The 17,971-nt window shown below is 68.3% G+C and carries 14 protein-coding genes, 1 tRNA gene and 2 pseudogenes; 5 read left to right on the plus strand and 12 right to left on the minus strand.

What is annotated here, in order from left to right; translation table 11 throughout:
• Positions 1–611: 611 nt before the first annotated feature.
• A pseudogene (locus ACIA6B_RS27645) lies at positions 612–1,714 on the minus strand (IS3 family transposase); the annotation flags it as partial.
• A gap of 273 nt (positions 1,715–1,987) precedes the next feature.
• Here ACIA6B_RS27645 and ACIA6B_RS27650 point away from each other — a divergent pair.
• Entirely contained in the window at positions 1,988–3,211 is a 1,224-nt protein-coding gene (locus ACIA6B_RS27650) for a DUF6236 family protein (protein WP_396777718.1), read from the plus strand.
• 551 nt (positions 3,212–3,762) lie between these two features.
• On the opposite strand, the pseudogene ACIA6B_RS27655 reads toward ACIA6B_RS27650, so the two are convergent.
• Positions 3,763–4,863, minus strand: a pseudogene (locus ACIA6B_RS27655) (IS630 family transposase); the annotation flags it as partial.
• 199 nt (positions 4,864–5,062) lie between these two features.
• Positions 5,063–5,401 carry a hypothetical protein gene (locus tag ACIA6B_RS27660; RefSeq protein WP_396777720.1) on the minus strand — a complete coding sequence of 113 codons (339 nt, stop codon included), beginning with the start codon at positions 5,399–5,401 and terminating at the stop codon, positions 5,063–5,065.
• Positions 5,402–5,708: 307 nt separating this feature from the next.
• Here ACIA6B_RS27660 and ACIA6B_RS27665 point away from each other — a divergent pair, with 307 nt between their 5' ends.
• Both ACIA6B_RS27665 and ACIA6B_RS27670 read left to right on the plus strand, forming a co-directional pair.
• Positions 5,709–5,879 (plus strand): hypothetical protein, encoded by a 171-nt coding sequence (locus ACIA6B_RS27665; RefSeq protein ID WP_396777722.1) that lies wholly within the window; start codon positions 5,709–5,711, stop codon positions 5,877–5,879.
• Positions 5,880–5,911: 32 nt separating this feature from the next.
• The gene (locus ACIA6B_RS27670) at positions 5,912–6,271 is read left to right on the plus strand and encodes an orotidine 5'-phosphate decarboxylase / HUMPS family protein (protein ID WP_396777724.1); all 360 of its coding nucleotides are present in this window, start codon (positions 5,912–5,914) and stop codon (positions 6,269–6,271) included.
• Between the two features lie 754 nt (positions 6,272–7,025).
• Here the strand turns inward: ACIA6B_RS27670 and ACIA6B_RS27675 are convergent.
• Entirely contained in the window at positions 7,026–7,226 is a 201-nt protein-coding gene (locus tag ACIA6B_RS27675) for a hypothetical protein (protein ID WP_396777725.1), read from the minus strand.
• A gap of 170 nt (positions 7,227–7,396) precedes the next feature.
• Between ACIA6B_RS27675 and ACIA6B_RS27680 the strand changes: the two genes are divergently transcribed.
• Both ACIA6B_RS27680 and ACIA6B_RS27685 read left to right on the plus strand, forming a co-directional pair.
• A complete protein-coding gene (locus tag ACIA6B_RS27680) occupies positions 7,397–7,924 on the plus strand; it encodes a ribosomal protein L7/L12 (protein ID WP_396777727.1) in 528 nt (175 codons plus the stop codon).
• The gene (locus tag ACIA6B_RS27685) at positions 7,921–10,422 is read left to right on the plus strand and encodes an NACHT domain-containing protein (RefSeq protein ID WP_396777729.1); all 2,502 of its coding nucleotides are present in this window, start codon (positions 7,921–7,923) and stop codon (positions 10,420–10,422) included. Before ACIA6B_RS27680 ends, ACIA6B_RS27685 begins: the two co-directional genes overlap by 4 nt.
• 29 nt (positions 10,423–10,451) lie before the next feature.
• On the opposite strand, the gene ACIA6B_RS27690 is transcribed toward ACIA6B_RS27685, so the two are convergent.
• The 8 genes from ACIA6B_RS27690 to ACIA6B_RS27725 all read right to left on the minus strand — a co-directional run bounded on the left by ACIA6B_RS27690 (position 10,452) and on the right by ACIA6B_RS27725 (position 17,932).
• On the minus strand, positions 10,452–10,760 hold the full coding sequence (locus ACIA6B_RS27690) for a hypothetical protein (protein ID WP_396777730.1): 309 nt from the start codon (positions 10,758–10,760) through the stop codon (positions 10,452–10,454).
• A gap of 930 nt (positions 10,761–11,690) precedes the next feature.
• Positions 11,691–11,764: transfer RNA gene (locus tag ACIA6B_RS27695), tRNA-Pro, on the minus strand.
• Between the two features lie 167 nt (positions 11,765–11,931).
• The gene (gene der, locus ACIA6B_RS27700; protein WP_396777731.1) at positions 11,932–13,338 is read right to left on the minus strand and encodes a ribosome biogenesis GTPase Der; all 1,407 of its coding nucleotides are present in this window, start codon (positions 13,336–13,338) and stop codon (positions 11,932–11,934) included.
• 46 nt (positions 13,339–13,384) lie between these two features.
• A complete protein-coding gene (gene cmk / locus ACIA6B_RS27705) occupies positions 13,385–14,065 on the minus strand; it encodes a (d)CMP kinase (RefSeq protein ID WP_396777733.1) in 681 nt (226 codons plus the stop codon).
• Positions 14,066–14,238: 173 nt separating this feature from the next.
• Positions 14,239–15,009, minus strand: coding sequence for a pseudouridine synthase (locus tag ACIA6B_RS27710; protein ID WP_396777735.1), 771 nt, complete (start codon positions 15,007–15,009; stop codon positions 14,239–14,241).
• Complete coding sequence (gene scpB / locus ACIA6B_RS27715) at positions 14,996–15,943, minus strand: SMC-Scp complex subunit ScpB (RefSeq protein WP_396777736.1); 948 nt, start codon at positions 15,941–15,943, stop codon at positions 14,996–14,998. The genes ACIA6B_RS27710 and scpB overlap by 14 nt, the downstream gene beginning before the upstream one ends.
• Before the next feature lie 4 nt (positions 15,944–15,947).
• Positions 15,948–16,967 (minus strand): segregation/condensation protein A, encoded by a 1,020-nt coding sequence (locus ACIA6B_RS27720; RefSeq protein ID WP_396777738.1) that lies wholly within the window; start codon positions 16,965–16,967, stop codon positions 15,948–15,950.
• A 41-nt stretch (positions 16,968–17,008) separates the two neighbouring features.
• Positions 17,009–17,932 carry a ParA family protein gene (locus ACIA6B_RS27725; RefSeq protein WP_091657002.1) on the minus strand — a complete coding sequence of 308 codons (924 nt, stop codon included), beginning with the start codon at positions 17,930–17,932 and terminating at the stop codon, positions 17,009–17,011.
• Positions 17,933–17,971: the final 39 nt, after the last annotated feature.

A 17,971-nucleotide genomic window follows, 5' to 3' on the forward strand; every position in this document is an offset into this window, starting at 1 on the left:
AGGGCCCAATGTCCGAGATAAGCCTGGCGAGCTGCTGCTCGCGGCTACCTGCTCCGTCCGTTGTGCTGTCCTTCCCGCGTGTACGCCCCTGCTGAGCGCGAAGGGCCGAACCGTGATCTGGCTACCGTTGACGACGGCCTATCCTTGAGCCCGTGTGACTGCAAATGGGGTCGACCGGCTCCGGGGTGGCCTAGCTAGCCGCCGGTGAACGCGAACCAGTCGATCGACGCGGATACCCCTTTCGGCAGCGCACTGACCATCAGAGGTCAGCCGACAGGTACATGGCCCTCAAGTCAGGGCGACGCACGCAGCCCGCAGGCGGCGCCGGCCAGTTCGGCGGAGCATTGAAACAGTACTTCACTGCTCATTCCCCATGCGTCACCATGAACCGCCGACGATAGCCGCGCAACCACATCTCGACATCGATCATTCGGGCAGCAAAATCCCGCCGACAGGACCCGCCGAGATGCCCATCCGCTCGGCGAAGTCGAAGCCTGGCGGAGTCGGGGTCTGCTGCACCGATAGGTGACAGTTTCAGTCACGCGGGCCTGACTGGCCGGTGGGGTCATGGTGGTCTCGTACTCGATGGGGGTCAACCGGAACAGGGATCATTGGCGTCGGCGGCGGTGGTAGGTCCGTTCGACCCAGGTCACGATCGCGGTCCTGAGCTGTTGGCGGGTGGTCCAGGTTCGGCGGTCGAGGACGTTGTTCTGCAGCAGGCCAAAGAAGGATTCCATCGCGGCGTTGTCGCCGGCGGCGCCGACTCTGCCCATCGATCCGGTCAGGTGATGGTGGTACAGGGCGTGGACGAATTTTCGGCTGCGGAATTGGGATCCGCAGCCGGTGTGCAACACGCAGCCGACCACCCGGCCGCGTCGGGCTACGGCGTCGTGCAACGCGTTGACGGCAAGGCGGGACTTCATCCGTGAGTCGATGGAGTAGCCGACGATCCGGTTCGACCACACGTCCTTGATCGCGCACAGGTAGAGCTTGCCCTCGCCGGTGCGGTGTTCGGCGATGTCGGCCAGCCACAGGCGGTTCGGACCGTCGGCGGTGAAATCCTGCTATACGAGATCGTCGTGAACCGATGGACCGGCCTTGCCACCCTTGCCGCGCTTCTTGCGCTTGCTGAAGGCGCTCCACCAGCCGTTGTCCGAGCAAATCCTCCACCCGGTGCGCTCCGCCATCGGCTCTCCGGCGGCGCGGGCCTCATCGATCAGGAACCGGTACCCGAACTCCGGGTCATCGCGGTGGGCGTCGGCCAGGGCGTTTGGGCGGTAAGCGCGACGAGTTCGGCGTCGCGGACGGGCCGGGCGAGCCACCGGTAGTAGGGCTGACGAGCGATGTTCAGTACCCGGCAGTCACCGCGACGGGGATCCCGTCGTCGGCCAGCTCGCTCACGAGCGCGTAGAGCCTTTTCCCGGCAGATGGGCCTGCGACAAAGTACGCTGCGGCCCGGCGCAGGACCTCGTTCTCCTGCTCCAACGACCGGATCCTTGCGGGCCTCGCGCAGTTCGGCTGACTCGCCGCTGGTCGTGCCGGGCTTCGCGCCGCTTTCGATGTCGGCCTGGCGCAGCCACTTGAACAACGTCATCGGGTGGACCCCGAAGTCCTTCGCGATCTGCTCGACCGTCACGCTCGGGTCACGGTCACGAGCGACACGCACGACGTCATCACGGAACTCTCGGGGGGTAGGGCTTGGGCACAGCAACATCCTTCCAGCTCGCCGTCAGGGCAAGCCATCTCAGATGTCACCTATCGGTGCAGCAGAGACCCGACGGCACCTGACCCAAGCTATCGTGACGCTGCGCGGCGCGCGGTCCGCGGCATGAGAGCGAGTCGTTCAGGGCTCACCGCTCTGTCGCAAACCTGATGAGTGCAAAGTAAGAAAATTGCTTGTCGCTCTCCCGGGAGACGTAGTAGATCTTGTTCCGGTAGTCCCCTTCTTGGAGGTGTCGTGTCGGGATCCGCAGCGCGTCTGCCCCAGATGGCCGTCTACTATCCGTACATTCACTTCCGCGACATCCGGTGGTTAAAGGTGGCGGCGTTGTACTGGCCGCGTATGGTGCGGGTCGTCCATCCGGATTACCCGACCCGTAACTCCGCCCTGGTCCAAGCGCTGCAGGATGAACTTGGGTTTGTAGTCGATCACTCGCCGACTCCGGCGGCGCAGGCGGTGGTCGGACCGTTCTCCCAGTTCGTCGACACCCTTCCCGCCAAGCGACATGAGGCCTGGCGGATACCCTCGCAGCTTGCCACCCCGGATCCGAGCGAGTTCTCCGCGCCTCAACCGCTCCCGTTGCCCGGCACCGAGTCTGGCTGCATCCCCGAGCTGGAGCACTACGGACCGGCGCAGTGGGCGCATCCGCAACGAATTGTCGAACGGATCCAGTCTGGAGCCCTGGCCGGCGTGCACTCCAGTGAGGTGCTGCCCCACCTAGCCGAGGACCTGATACATGCGGGCCTAGCAGTACCGGCTCGCGGTGACTGGTACGCCATGCACCCGGAGCTGGCCTGGATCTACAAGTGTCGACTGATCGAGGAACTAGCCCGGCGAAACAACCTCGCCACCACCACTGACCAACTGGCCGCCCACGCCATCGTCTCCGGTCCGCTCACCTTCACACCAGCCGATGACGCCAACCCAGCGGGCACCGACCAGCCGGGCATCTCCGAGACGTTCGGCATGCTGTGCGTTACCGCAGTCACGCCGAGCGACCTCGACCACGTCCCGATAGAAAAGATCATCGAGGTTCGACGTCGCTTCGGCGGACAGTTCGATCGGTGGCGCGAATACATCGACACGGTCGGATCTGATTTGGCCGATCAATTGCGGGATGTCGAGTCGCCAACCATCCTCGCCGCGTACCTGTCCGACGCGGTGTCCCGCTACGCCAAGGCACCCGTGGACGAACTCCGCCGGGGACTCACGGACGTCGGGATCGAGACGGCCAACCTCGCGATAAACAATAAGTTCGAACTGCCCGCCGGGCTGGCGGCCACCGGCATGCTCGCCCAGCCCCAGCTAGCCCTCGCCAGCGGCGTTGCGCTCGGTGCACTAAGCCTGCGCCGGGCCACCCGAGCAAAGGCGAAGGCGGCTTGGGCCGCCCCAGCCGCCTATCTACTCAGCGTCCAGGAAACGTTAACCCCGAAAACGTGGCTGTCCAGGGTAATCACCGCAGCAAGACGAGCCGCCGGGCTATGGCATTGACCAGCGACAGACGCTGCAACCTGACCGCCGCACCGCCGGCCCGACGGACCTGCGAGTGCACCATGGGCGTATCCCATCACAGGACGAGACCGCCGACAGCTGGACGGCAGGCACGTCACCGTTGAGCAGGCCGGGCACTCGACACGCGGCGTCGTTTTCTAGTGCCGTGACCACGAACGTTCACGGTGTCGAGCCGACGGTAGCCTCGGCGCGGTGACGGAGGACGACTTCATGATCAGGCTTAGCCGGGACGAGGCGTTGGTGCTCTCAGACTGGCTTCACCGGATGATGGGCACTGCCGATTTCGACGAGTTGGTCGATCGCGATCGTGCGGTGTGGTCCCCGCTGTATCGCATCTCCGGGACGTTGGAGACCTCGCTGGCGGAGGTATTCAGGCCGGACTATCCCGTCCGATTGCAGGATGCGAGGAATCGGCTACTGGATGCGCTTGGCGAGGTGGGGCGACCAGCCGGCGAGGCCTGATGCTCGGGCAGCACGCGGTGCCGTAACCGCCAACGTTTCGCAGTGTTGGGATCAGGCTGCGCGAGTGGTGGTTGGCCCCAGCGTCGTTGTCGTTCGCTGCGGATGCGGGCGCGTTCGCGGCGTTGGACGGCCAGGATGTCGGGGTGGCGGGCGTTGGCGTTGCGCCAGCGCAGGTAGGCCTGCAGTTTCCGGGTCAACGCCGGGTGGTTGGGGTGGTCGGAGCCGGCGATGACGAAGGTGCGCAGCGGCCCGAACTGGGCCTCGATCGGGTTGGCCCAGGAGGCGTAGGTCGGGGTGAAGCACAGCTCGACCTTGTTGCGGGCCGCCCACCTGCGGATCTTGAGGCCTTTGTGCGCGGACAGGTTGTCCAGGATGACGTAGATCGGCGCCCCTTCCGGACGCGCGGCTCGGATCGACTTCAAGGCGGCGAGGGTGTTCGCGGCGCTCTTGCGGCGGCGCACGACGCCCCAGAGTTGGTCGTCGCCCACCGAGTAGCAGCCGTGGAACTGCCGGACCCCGTGCAGCTTGTGGTAGTTCGCGGGCAGCCGATGCGGATGCCCCGCCGGCGCCCACCCGGCCCCTGACTGCGGACGGATCACCAGGGGACCGAACTCGTCGAACGCGAACACCCGCTGCGGGAACTGGCTGCTCACGTACTAGATCCGGGCGATTTTGGCATCGCGCTGCGGGTCGGTGGACTCCTTCCACGTCTTGGTCCGCTGGAAGCTGATCTGGTGCCGGTGCAGGAACTGCCGCAGCCGTTCCCGCCCGATACGGATCCGGCGGGTGGCGTGAAGGCGCAGGTGGTCGGCGAGCTTGCGGATACTCCAGCGGGTGAACGGCCGCCCCAGCTTCTCGGGGCGGGTGTTGGCCGTCTCGACGATGAACTGCTCCTCGTCAGGACTGATCTGGCGGGGACGGCCACCCGCCCACTGAGGGTCCAGGCTGGCCATCCCCATCTCGTTGAACCGGCGGATGACCTGCCGGATCGTGTCCTCGTCGGCCTGAACCAGGCGGGCGATCGCCGGCACCGTGTTCCCGCCGGCCGAGGCGAGCACGACCATCGCCCGCCGTAGTCGGATCGTCGAGCCGGTTCCCCGGCGGGTGATTCTCAGCAGCTGCTGACCTTCCTGATCACTCAACCGCCGAACGCGTACAAGATCTGCCACCGCCACAGCCTGACCGGCACAACGCCGCCCGGCCGACAGGCCGCGCGGCGTGTCCACCAACACCGTAAACGTTCGTGGTCACGGCACTAGCACACCAAGCCCGCCGTGCAGCCAATGCCGTCGGCGTCGTGTAGCGCCTCCGCAACCGCCTCCAGATCGAAGTTGATCTGGAGGCGGTTGCGCAGGGACGAGCAACGCGTCATCGGTGTCCCAGCCCGCTACGCCTCGGCAAGAGGGCAGAGAACCTTATCCGCCAAGGGCGAGAGCCGCCGGAGCGACCCCACATCAGCCCATTGGTGTCTGTGTACTCCACCACGATCCGAACCGGCTCCGCTTTCTCGATCGAAGAAGCAAGAACCCATCGTCGTCGCTCTGTCTTGTCCAGGATAGCGACGCTCTGGTAGTCCAGCTCCTCGCCGTCCTCCACAACCCGCAGAACTAGGTTCCCAGCCGGGTCGATAAGCCGAATTCTCAAGTTGAAGACCGGCGCGTCGCTGTGGTTAGTAACCTCCCACTCGTAGCCCAGAATGTCCCCCACGGGGCTGCCGTAGCACTCGTACCCCGGAAGGGTCCAACCACTCGGCCCACGATTAGCCGTGCCTGGGCCGCCTCGTTGTCCTGCCGCTCCTCACGGCGTACGCGGATCTCGTGACGGAGCAGCAGACCCGTGAAGATCACAGCAATCGTGGACATCACCAGGCCGGCAAGGCTTCCCCACGCCTGCATCCAGTCGGTGATCTTCGGGTCCTCAGCAAGCACCGCGCCAGGGTAGACAACGGCGTCCAACCCCAGCCAACGTCCTCAGGTGCCAGGCATGCTCGTGATGCAGCACAGCCACTGCGGACGTGATCGGTTCCGCGTCGTGCCGGCAGCTGCGGGCCAATGGCGCCAAGATTGACTCGGTCGTTTGTGCCATCGATCGCGAGCAAGGTGGACGGGAGAATCTGGCGGTCGAAGCGCTGCGGTTACGCGCCGCCCTCACCCGCCGCGACCTCGAGTCTTCCCTGCCCGCGTGACAGCTGCAGGGCGGAACCGGCAATATCGGCGGGTGAAAACGGCACGCCGCATCATCGTCGCGCTCGACTTCGACAACGTTGACGACGCCGAGGCGATCGTCGACCGGTTGGGTAACACCGGCCAGGCATACAAGGTGGGCATGGAGTTGCTGACCGTTGCTGGCCCGACGCTGGCAAGAAGGCTGGTCGGCGAGGGCAAGGATGTTTTCCTGGATCTCAAGCTTCTCGAGATCCCGACGTCTGTTGCGGGTGCCGTCCGCGCAGCCGGCCGGCTCGGCGCCACCATGGTCACCGTGCACGCGATGGGTGGTCCCAAAATCATGGAGGCCGCAGTACACGCAGCCGCTGGCTTCCCGCAACTGCGCGTCATCGCGCTGACGGGTCGTCACTAGTCTCACCAACACCGACCTTGCCGCTATCGGGCTGAGCGCCACGATCGAGGAATAGGTCCTCCGGCTGGCCCGACTGGCCCAGCGCGCCGGTTGTCACGGAGTAGTTGCCTCGCCGCAGGACGCGGCGTTGCTGCGCGCGGAACTCGGTCCGGACATGCTGATCCTCACCCGGGGGGTGATGCTGAAGGCCGAGTCGGCCACCGGGGACCGTAACCGAGCATGCCCGACCGGCGCAACCAGCGGCCGCGATCCACGCGGGCGAAACCCACATCGTCATCGGTCGGTCCCTGACCCGGGCGCCAGCCCCGGCAGCCGTTCTCGCCCACCTCGAAGAAGAACTGGGCAAGCTCCGCGCGCACAGCTGAAAGCGGCCGAAGTCAGAAGCCGCTGCAGCTCAAGCGACAGCGATGCCGCTCATCTCGGCTACCGGATCCGGATGCCGGCGCGAACCCGCTTCGGCTACCGTCCGTGAAGCGCTCCGCCGGCGACCGGCGCGGCGAAGGAAGAACCCGCTCCGAACGCATACGCGAGTCTGCCAGTTAACCACGGCGAGCTTCGTCCGTGCTCACCTTGCTCGGCCTCCACGGCAGCAGGGCCTCCGAGCATGTGCGTCCGCCGGATGTCGAGATCCTCGAACGCGTCGGACTCGACGACCAAGCCAGCGGCTGGTGGCGCTGCGCCGCCCATGCCCGGAGAACCCGATTACGGCCGAGCCACCCGACGCACGAATGCTCGCTCCCGCTGATCTTTTCGCCTACTCCTTGTCGTCGATGAGATTGTTGAGCTTGTCGAAGACCCAGATCGCGATCACGGCGGCCGCCGCGTGACCGCCCGCGCCGGCCTCGTGGTGGAAATGTGTGGCGACCGCCTCCGCGACGCTGCCCACCGCCGAGGCGACCGAGAGCGAAGCGGTGGTGATGAACGCGAGGCGGGTGGTGACGGGTCTGCGCCGCATGGCTCCTCCTGACTATGGATGACGGCTCTCTGCCGCCCGAAGTCCACTGTCCGGCCCGTTTCCGCGCCGGGGACAGACTCCGTCGATCAAGGACTATCGAAACCGAAACAAGACATGGTTCGATGAGATTCGGTCATGGACGGACAGATACGGACGGGCGGGCTGGAGTCATGACGCTGAGGAAGCCAGATCTGCCAGCCGGGGCGCACCGCGACCTCTCGCTGGCCCTGCACGAGCTGCATCGCAAGGCCGGCTGGCCGTCCGTACGCGATCTCGAGCGAGCCATCAATGTCGACCTCGTCCGGCGCACTCGCATCTACGACGCCTTCACCTCGCCACGGCTCCCGGCATGGGGCGTGCTCAGCGTCCTGGTGCCGGAACTCGCCAGCCGGGTGCCCCGGATGGACGCCGACGAGCAGGTCAATCGCTTCCATCGGTTATGGGACACCGCTGCGCAGGCCGAGGACGCCGGCACGCGGACCTGGTCGGTCGTGCTCACCGACGCCGGCAGCCGGAGGATCCCGCTGGTCGATCTGATTCGCTCGGTCACCGGCGCCGGCCTGGCCGAGGTGACCGAGATGCTCGCCCACTGCCCCGCGACGCTGGCCGCCGGCCTCACCCAGGTGGGCGCCGAGCGCCTCGTCTCCCGTATCGAGGCGCTTGGCGCTCTCGCCGAGCTCAAGGAAGGCGAGCGGTGACCGACTTCGACAAGCAGGTGAGCCAGGCGTTGCGGGCGAGCGGCTGGACCGTCGAGCACACCGGGACCGACGGCGAGATGCTGGCCACCGAACGCCGGCTCGACGACGACCGGCGGATGGTGGTCATCTGCCGTGACGACTCTGAGCCGGTGACGGCGGCCGGCCTCCGGTCGAGGCTGGCGACCCCGCTCGACCTGCTTGAACGCCGCGAGATCGACTCGGTATACGTGATCACGGCGGTAGACGCAGCCGACGACCTCAAGGAGTATGCGACTGGCATCCGTCACCTCAAGGTGCTTCGGCTCGACGAACTGCTCGCCGCCGCCCTCGACTTCGGCGAATACCTCCAAGACCTGCTCGACACGTTCGCCACCTCGCCGGACGGACTGCCGGACTATTACGTCCCGCCGCGCACCCGACTCGATGAGGACCTCGAGACAGTAGTGCGGCGGTGGATCCGCGGAACACGGGAGCCGAACGAGCCGGTCGGGCCAGAACCGGATCAGCCCATCGCGGTGCTCGGCGCATACGGGATGGGCAAGAGCTCTTTCTCCAGTCACCTCGCGGCCGTTCTCGCACAGGCCGCCAAGGACGATCCGCACGCCCGCATCCCCATCCTGATCCGCCTCGGCGACCTGGCCGGAGAGCAGACCCTAGAAGGCCTGCTGGGCAAGCAGTTCACTGCCAACTACCAGGTACCGGGCTACTCGTTCGCGGCCTTCCAGAGGCTCAACCAGGCTGGGCGCTTCGTCATCATCCTCGACGGCTTCGACGAGATGAAGCAGCTTCTGTCATGGAACGACTTCGAGTACAACCTGGGTCAGCTCTACCGGCTGCACGACGGGGACTCACGGCTGATCGTGCTCGGCCGGCCCACCGCGTTCGAGACCGACGAGGAACAGGAGATGGCGTTGCACTCCGGCGGCGGGCGCGCCGACGCCGGCTGGCCCAACTGCTTCGAGGTCGAGCTCTCGCCGTTCAACAACGACGAGATCCGCGCGTTCCTCGGCCGCTATGTACGGTACCGCCGCCCGGACCTAGCCGACCCTGACGCCGAGGTGGCGGCACTGTGGGAGAAGGTTGGCTCGCGGCACCTGCGGGACTTGGCCCGGCGCCCGGTCCAGCTGCGGATGCTGGCCGAGATCCTTCCCGAGTACGCCGGCGAGATCAGCGAGCTCGACCTAGCCCGCATCTACGACATCTTCATCGGGCACCTCATCGACACCGTAATCCAGCGCGAGGACGACAAGAACACCCGAGCCGCGTTCGACTCGACCGAACGGCGCGCCTTCCTCACCGCGCTCGCGTTCTGGCTGTGGAAGGAGCAGAAGGCCACCTTCGTCGCGAGCGAGACCGTCCCGCTGGAACTGGTCGAGCCATACGCGAAGGGTCGTGATTTGCTCGCAGTCCGCCGGGACCTGTTCGCTGGGTCACCGCTCGATCGCCGCATCGGTGAGCGATTCGGGTTCCCGCACCGGTCTTTCCAGGAGTTCCTGGTGGCCGAGACGATCTGGAGCCGGCTGCGTACTGGCACCCTGACCCTAGTCGAAGCCGACCCGCTGGTCAGCCAGGAGGTTTCGTCCTTCATGAGGTTGCAGCGGGGGCGGCAGGAGACGGCAGCGGCCGCCCGGCTGGTCAAGGCGCTGAAACCGGGCATGACGCTCTGCTGGCGCCTGGTGACTGCGGTGTTCATGTCCGAGGAGGTCATGCTCACCATCCGGGAGCGGTTGGACGCGCGCCTGTCCGTCCGCACCGGCCGGGCCAATCGCCGCAACCAGGCAACGATCACCTCGTGGGAACTGCTCCTGCTTACCACCTGGACGAGGAAGCATCCGCAGAGCGACGCTGGCGTCACCATCCAGGAGGTCCTAAAGCTGGCCCAGGCCGAGGGCTTCACACTCACGGCCCTCTTCTGCGTCCTGCGGCTGGGCGGCACCCCGCGACGGGTCGAGGAGGCGTTCCAGAAGCTGGTGGCGATGCTGGTCGGCGGGGACACTCCGGAGGCGTTGAGGTGGGCGCTCGTCACCGGCGGGCAGGCCCGACCCAGCGGCGACTACATATACCTCAGCCGGTTGAACGGTTCCTGGAGCTTCGGCCGCCGCACCGGTGAGGCCCGCGTGGAAACCGGGCGAAACGGCCAGCCGATCCTGGTTGGCGGCAACGAGCTGCGGGTCCGCTGGCTGGCGGTAGCCGGCATCCATCTCGCGCTGCGACTCGACATCGGCCGCGGCCGGACGGCGAACGCCCGGGCCATACTGCGCTCGCTCCGGCCGGTGTTCGGCATGTGGCTCCCGACTGCTGGGTTCATCTCCGACTGGCTGGCACCCAACGGTGACCTCGCCGCTGACGTGCAGTTGAACGAGGACTTCGAGATAACTTCGGCGGTCCGCGACCAGATCCTGGACGTTCTCGAGCCGGTCAGGACGGCGTGCGCGGCGCTCGGTCTCGACGTCGCGTTGATGGAACGCGGTACGGATTCACCCGAGCTGCTGGATTGAATCGGGCTGGCCGAGCCGGGCTGGCTGTTTCAGGCGGTGCAGCGGGGCAGGCTGGCCAAATAGGCAGCCCGCCCCCCCTGCCCAACGAGGGGATCGAGAGCGACCAGGCCGATCGCCCTGGTCGTGATCTCGGTGCCCTGGGCGATGACCACGACGTTCAGCGAGTCGCAGATGGCCAGGATCGAGCGGCAGAGCGTGGCGGCCCGATTGGTTGACGCGTGTCCACACCGATCGCGGTGTTGCGAGACATCCTCAACCGCCGTGCGATGGCCTGAATCGCCACCCCCTCCGGCCGAAGCAGCCGCCGGGATCTCCGCCCAGCCCTCCAGGCTGATCACTCCTCGATGCTTCAGGAGGAGGTGGTCTCAATCAGCCGGGGCGGATCCACGTGGTCAGTTTCAGGCGGAGCCGACACAAGCACGGGGGACAGGTTAATTTCATTTGAGCGGTTGCCGAGAGTAGGTGACATGAAGTCGCAACGTGTGAACCTCACATCCGGCGGGTTGACCTCCGACCTGCGCCCACTACGTAATCCCCTGGGCAATCCGTCCTCCCGCCGGCCCCTGCCAACCAAGGAGAAGGCAGCTCGAAACCGCTTGCACGCAGACCTGACGAACCTCATCGCAGCGATGGGCGCCGGTAGAGAGTCGACGGCGTGGGAGCTGTTGCGCGAAGCCCGCGCTCTGGTTGCCAGACTCCCACGAGACTCGTGTGAGGTGGAGCGCCGCAAGATCAAGGCAGCGATCCTCGTCCTCCGCTCCCCCGTATGGCGCAAGAAGGCTGCTGCCATACGGCACGGCAAGAGGTGACAGAGCTACATGGCCGTGCGTCATCCCTGACATCTACGGCGCTCTCAGAGGCCCCACCGCTCCTTCAGCTTGACGCGCGCCCGTAGCAGTCCGTCCACACCAGCAGCGACCGCTAACCACTGCGCCACCGAACGCACGCGGCGGCCGACGCGCTGCTCAGCCCTTGACCCCGACAAGGTCGTTGCCTCTACCTGCGCACGCCTCAGGCAGCCAATCTGTGAGCGGGAAGCTCGCATCCCGTTTGGCCGAAAATCGTCCACCGTTAAGAGGTCCAGCGACGGCCATAACGAGGCCAGTGCAGTACGCCTGCCAGGCAATTCACAGCGGAGGCAACCAAGACCGGCTCGCTAAACCACCCGAGTTAAGGGTTCCAGCAGCGCCTGACGCGCCGCCGCATCGAGCCAAAACAATAAGCTGAGGGCTTCCGCAAGTCGTTGACCTGCGGAAACCCTCTCGCTGTCGGGACGGCCGGATTCGAACCGACGACCCCTTGACCCCCAGTCAAGTGCGCTACCAAGCTGCGCCACGTCCCGATGCCCCCACGCGTCGTTCCCCGCGGCAGCCGGTACAGCTTAGCGCAAGATCTTCGCACCGTACGCACAGGCCCCTCCGCGACGCACGCGGCCGGCGCCACTCCCCCTAAAGCATCCTAGGAAAGAAGCCGCCGGGGCGGGCCCCGGCGGCTTCTTCAGGAAACCGCTCAGCCGTGCGCCTTGCCGCGACCGCCCGGGCCCAGCTTCTTGCGCGGGCGCACCGAGATGTCGATCGGGCTGCCCTCGAAGCCGAACTCCTCACGCAGCTTGCGCTCCACGAACCGCTGGTAGCCGGCGTCCAGCGGGCCGGTGGTGAACAGCACGAACCGCGGCGGCGCCACCCCGGCCTGGGTGGCGAACAGGATGCGCGGGGCGCGCCCGCCGCGTACCGGGTGCGGGGTGGCCTGCACCAGCGCGGTGAGCCACTGGTTGAGCTGCGCGGTGGGGATCCGCGTCTCCCAGCTCGCGAGCGCCTTACGCAACGCCGGAGCGAGCTTGTCCACCGCCCGGCCGGTCTGCGCGGACAGGTTCAGCCGGATCGCCCACGGGATCCGTCGCAGCTCCCGGTCGATCTCCTTGTCCAGGTAGTAGCGGCGGTCCGCGTCGACCAGGTCCCACTTGTTGAACGCGATGACCAGGGCCCGGCCGGCCTCCACCACCATGGTGAGGATCCGCTGGTCCTGCTCGCTGATCACCTCGCTGGAGTCCAGCAGCACCACCGCCACCTCGGCCGCCTCGATCGCCGAGGCGGTACGCAGGCTGGCGTAGTATTCCGTGCCGCTGGCCTTGCCGACCCGCTTGCGCAGGCCGGCGGTGTCCACCAGCTGCCAGGTCTCGCCGCCGATCTCGACCAGGCTGTCCACCGGGTCGACGGTGGTGCCGGCGACCGAGTCGACCACCGCCCGCTCCTCGCCGGAGAACCGGTTGAGCAGGCTGGACTTGCCGACGTTGGGTCGGCCGACCAGCGCCACCCGACGCGGCCCGCGTGGCCGGTTCTCCACGATCGGCGGCGCCTCGGGCAGCGCGGCCATGATGGCGTCGAGCAGGTCGCCGGAGCCGCGGCCGTGCAGCGCCGACACCGGGTACGGCTCACCGAGGCCGAGCGACCAGAGCGCGGTCGCCTCCATCTCGATGGTGGTGTTGTCGGCCTTGTTGCCCACCAGGATCACCGGCTTGGCGCTGCGCCGCAGCATCTTCACCGCGGCCTCGTCCACGTCGGTCGAGCCGACCATGGCGTCCACCACGAACAGCACCACGTCGGCGGTGGCCACGGCCGCCTCGGCCTGGGCGGCGATGGCGGCGGCCCGGTCCTTCGCGTCGGGCTCCCAGCCGCCGGTGTCCACCACGGTGAACGCCCGGCCGTTCCACTGCGCGTCGTAGGGCACCCGGTCCCGGGTCACGCCGGGGATGTCCTCGACGACCGCCTGGCGGCGGCCGATGATGCGGTTCACCAGCGTGGACTTGCCCACGTTGGGGCGGCCGACCACGGCCACCACGGGCTGCGGGCCGGTCGGCTCGTCGGCCTCGGCCTCCGGCTCACGCAGCTCCACCCAGCCACCGAAGTCGTCGGTCATGCCGAGCCACCCTTCGATCGCGCCAGCGACGCCCGCAGTGCCGCGCTCACGCGACACCCCGCTCGGTGAGCAGGTCACGCAGGCGGGCGACGACCTCGTCGATGCCCAGCTCGGTGGTGTCCAGCACCACGGCGTCGGGAGCCTGCTGGAGCGGGTTGACCGTGCGGGTCGAGTCGAGCCGGTCCCGGCGGGCCAGGTCGGCGGCGGTCGCCGAGACGTCGGCGGCGTCCTCGGCGCTGCGCCGCTGGGCGCGCGCCGACTCGGAGGCGGTCAGGTAGACCTTCAGGTCGGCGTCGGGCGTCACCACCGAGCCGATGTCCCGGCCCTCCACCACGATCCGACCCGCCTCGGCGACCAGCCGCCGCTGCCGGTCCACCAGCAGTTCCCGGACCGCGCCCACGGCGGCCACCGCGGAGACCGCGCCGGTCACCTCCGGGCCGCGGATGTCGGTGGACACGTCGGTGCCGTCGACGGTGACCGCGTACCCCCGGGGGTCGGTGCCGATGCGCAGGTCGGCCTCGCCGGCGACCTTGGCCACCGACTCGGTGTCGGTCAGCTCGACGCCGGAGCGCAGGACCGCCCAGGTCAGCGCCCGGTACATGGCGCCGGTGTCGAGGTAGCGGGCGCCGAGGCTCACCGCCAGTCGCCGCGACACGGTGGACTTGCCCGAACCGGACGGCCCGTCCACCGCGACCACGCAACGCCCGGCCGGTACCTTTTCCTCCACCGTTGTCCTCCTCAGCCCGTACCTCGCAGGTCGTCACGGAGCGACGCCGTTGAGCGGATGGTTTCTCGTCGTCAATCATGCCCGCGCCGCGCGGGCGACCGTCGGGGGCGCGTGCGCGCCGGCCCGCGGACCGCGTCGAAGCCTACCGGTCGCCCTACCCCGGTCGTCTCCGGTCAGTCACCCACGGCCTTGAACAGGGCGGCGACCTCCGCGTTGGTCAGCCGCCGCAGCCGCCCGGTGCGCAGGTCGCCGAGCTTGATCGGACCGATCGAGGTACGGATCAGCCGGGACACCGGATGTCCCACCTCGGCCATCAGGCGTCGGACGATGTGCTTGCGCCCCTCGTGCAGGGTCAGCTCCACCTGGGCGGTTTTGCCAAGCGTGTCGACCACCTTGAACCCGTCGACCTTCACCGGCCCGTCCTCCAGCTCGACGCCGCCGGTCAGCCGCTTGCCCAGGTTGCGCGGGATCGGCCCGGCCACCTCGGCGAGGTAGGTCTTGAGCACCTCGTACGACGGGTGCATGAGCTTGTGGGCGAGGGTGCCGTCGTTGGTGAGCAGCAGCAGGCCCTCACTGTCGGCGTCCAGTCGCCCGACGTGGTAGACCCGCTGCTCCAGCCGCGCGCCGATGAAGTCGGCGAGCTCGGTGCGGCCCTTCTCGTCAGCCATGGTGGTGACCACCCCGCGCGGCTTGTTCATCGCCACGTACACCAGGCGGACGTCGGCCTGGAGCCGCTCGCCGTCGACGTGGATCACGTCGCGTGCCGGGTCGGCCTTGTCACCGAGCTGCGCGACCCGGCCGTTCACCGTGACCCGCCGCCGGAAGATCAGGTCCTCGCAGGCCCGCCGCGAGCCCACCCCCGCGGCGGCGAGCACCTTCTGGAGGCGCTCGGCGCTCTCGTACACGGGGGCGTCGGACTTCGGGGCACGGTCATCGCGTCGCATCGGCAAGCTCTTCTACGTCGTCGGGCAGGAACGGGGCCAGGGGCGGCAGGTCGTCCACCGAGTTGAGCCCCAGCTTCTCCAGGAACATGGTGGTGGTCCGGTAGAGGAACGCACCGCTGTCCGCTTCGGTGCCGCACTCCTCGACCAGGCCGCGACCCACCAGGGTACGGAGCACCCCGTCGCAGTTGACACCCCGGATGGCCGAGATGCGCGACCGGGTCACCGGCTGGCGGTAGGCGACCACGGCGAGTGTCTCCAGCGCGGCCTGGGTCAGCCGGACCGACTGCCCGTCCAGCACGAACCGCTCGACGTAGGTGGCGTATTCCGGCCGGGTGTAGAGACGCCAACCACCCGCGGCGCGGCGCAGCTCGAACCCGTGCCCGGCCGAGGTGTAGCCGGCGGCGATCTCGTCGAGCATCGCGCCGACCCGTTCCGGGGCCTGCTCCAGCACCTCGGCCAGCACCAGCTCGCTGACCGGCTGGTCCACCACCAGCAGGATCGCCTCCAGCGCGCCGCGCAGCTCCGCGTCGTCCAGCACCGGCGCCGGTTCCGGCGCCGCCCGCCGCCGTGAACGCTTCGGAGGTACGCCGGAAGCGCCCTCGTCGTCGCCGGGCGAGGTCTCCCCCGAGATCTTGACACGGTCCCGCCCCTCCGGGGGCGCCCCGGTACCAAGATCTCGGTGCGGCTCGCCCGCGGACGAGATCGTGGAAGAACTCGGCCCCTCGGGGGGCCCGTTGCTTCCACGATCTGGGGAGGGATCGAGATCGTGGGCAGCGTCCGGTGCCCGCTCCGTGTCCACGATCTCGGGCTCGGGTCGATCGGCGCGTCCCGAGGGCTCGTCCGTGGGGTCGGGCCTGGGCGGAATGCGCTCCCACGGGGGGATCCAGGCGGCGGCCTGGTCGGCCAGGGAGTCGCCGCGCTCCTCGTCGCTCATCAGATCACTCCTGCGTCGGTGCGGTCGTGTCCGCCGCCTCGCGGCGCGAGCCGGCGTCAGCGGGGCGGACGGTGACGTCGGGGGGAGCCGCGTCAGCGAGTGCGTCGTCGGGCACGCCGGGGGCGGACGCGGCATCCGGTCCGGGGGCGGCGGCCTGGGCGGTGGGCGGCTCCGGGGTGCCGGCGTACTCGTCGACGGTCAGCTCGGCGTCGCCCTCGGCCGGGCCGGTCCAGCGGACCGTCAGCTCCTCCAGCGCCTGCTCCTGAACGAACGCGACGAGGCCCTGCCGGTACAGCTCCAGCAGCGCCAGGAACCGGGCCACCACCTCCAGCGTGATCTCGCAGTCGGCGCAGAGCTGCGAGAAGGTGGCGACACCGGCCCGGCGCAGCCGCTCGGCGATGATGCCGGCGTGCTCCCGGACGCTGACCCGGACCATGTGCACGTGCGCGATGGACACCTCGGGCACCGGCTTCGGGCTCATCGCCCTGACCGCGATCCGGAGCAGCCGCTGCGGGCCGATGCCGAGCACCAGGTCGGGCAGCGCCTCGGCGTACCGGGGTTCCAGGGTGACCGCCCGGGGGTAGCGCCGACCGCCGACCGCCTCCAACCCGGCGATGTGCGCCGCCGCCTCCTTGTACGCCTTGTACTGCAACAGTCGGGCGAAGAGCAGGTCCCGGGCCTCCAGCAGCGCCAGGTCCGCCTCGTCCTCCACCTCGGCCGAGGGCAGCAGCCGGGCCGCCTTCAAATCGAGCAGGGTGGCGGCGACCAGCAGGAACTCGCTTGTCTCGTCCAGGTCCCACCGGTCGCCCATGGCCCGCAGGTACGCGATGAACTCGTCGGTGACCTTGTGCAGCGCGACCTCGGTGACGTCCAGCTTGTGCTTGCTGATCAGCTGGAGCAGCAGGTCGAACGGGCCGGTGAAGTTGTCCAGCCGGACCGTGAAACCGCTGGTCTCGGCGGGCCCGGTGTCGACCTCGACGGGGTCGCCGGCGCCGTGCGGCGGGTCGAGGGGCGGCGCGGTCACCGGGAAACCGTAGTCGACGCGGTGGGCGGGTGGCGGGCGCCCTACCGGTCCGTCTCGGCGGCGATCACCTCTCGGGCGAGCTGCCGGTAGTTGCGCGCGCCGGAGGAGGCCGGGTCGAGCGTGGTGATCGGCGCGCCGGCCACCGTCGACTCGGGGAACTTCACCGTCTTGGTGATGACGGTCTGGTAGACCTTGTCGCCGAACGCCTCGACCACCCGTTGCAGCACCTGACGGCAGTGGGTGGTGCGGCTGTCGTACATGGTGGCGAGGATGCCTTCGAGTTCGAGGTCGAAGTTGAGCCGCTCGCGCACCTTGTCGATGGTGTCCAGCAGCAGCGCGACGCCGCGCAGGCTGAAGAACTCGCACTCCAGCGGGATGAGCACGCCGTGCGCCACGGTCAACGCGTTGATCGCCAGCAGGCCCAGCGAGGGCTGGCAGTCGATCAGGATGAAGTCGTACTCCTTGCGGATCGTGCGCAGCACCCGGGCCAGGGCCATCTCCCGGGCGACCTCGTTGACCAACTGGATCTCGGCGGCGGAGAGGTCGATGTTGGCCGGGAGCAGGTGCAGCCCGGCCACGTCGGTCTTGATCAGGACGTCCTCGGCGGTGACGTCGTCCTGCATGAGCAGGTTGTAGACCGACAGGTCGAGATTGTGCGGGTTGACGCCCAGGCCGACGGAGAGGGCGCCCTGCGGGTCGAAGTCGACGAGCAGCACCTTGCGGCCGTACTCGGCGAGCGCGGCGCCCAGGTTGATGGTGGTCGTGGTCTTGCCGACGCCACCCTTCTGGTTGGCCATCGCGATGATCCGCGCCGGGCCGTGCCGGTCGGTCGGCATCGGTTCCGGGATCGGCTTGCGCATCGTGTACGCGGCCGGGTCGGCGGGGCCGAGGTCGGCGCCGAGCGTCGCCTGCTGCTCACGGAGCTCCGACGTCCAGGTCTCGGCACGGTCACCGTTTCCTGCCATGTCCTCGTTGCCCCCTCCCGACGACCAACCCGGCGTCGG

The sequence above is a fragment of the Micromonospora sp. NPDC051141 genome, from assembly GCF_044455765.1.
In the GTDB taxonomy this organism is placed as follows: Bacteria; Actinomycetota; Actinomycetes; order Mycobacteriales; family Micromonosporaceae; genus Micromonospora.

Excerpts from the sequence above, each read along its gene's own strand:
- ACIA6B_RS27650 (WP_396777718.1), top strand. The coding sequence starts at position 1,988 with ATGGCCGTCTACTATCCGTACATTCACTTCCGCGACATCCGGTGGTTA.
- ACIA6B_RS27675 (WP_396777725.1), bottom strand. The coding sequence starts at position 7,226 with ATGCGGCGCAGACCCGTCACCACCCGCCTCGCGTTCATCACCACCGCT.
- ACIA6B_RS27680 (WP_396777727.1), top strand. The coding sequence starts at position 7,397 with ATGACGCTGAGGAAGCCAGATCTGCCAGCCGGGGCGCACCGCGACCTC.
- der (WP_396777731.1), bottom strand. The coding sequence starts at position 13,338 with ATGACCGACGACTTCGGTGGCTGGGTGGAGCTGCGTGAGCCGGAGGCC.
- ACIA6B_RS27710 (WP_396777735.1), bottom strand. The coding sequence starts at position 15,009 with ATGCGACGCGATGACCGTGCCCCGAAGTCCGACGCCCCCGTGTACGAG.
- scpB (WP_396777736.1), bottom strand. The coding sequence starts at position 15,943 with ATGAGCGACGAGGAGCGCGGCGACTCCCTGGCCGACCAGGCCGCCGCC.
- ACIA6B_RS27725 (WP_091657002.1), bottom strand. The coding sequence starts at position 17,932 with ATGGCAGGAAACGGTGACCGTGCCGAGACCTGGACGTCGGAGCTCCGT.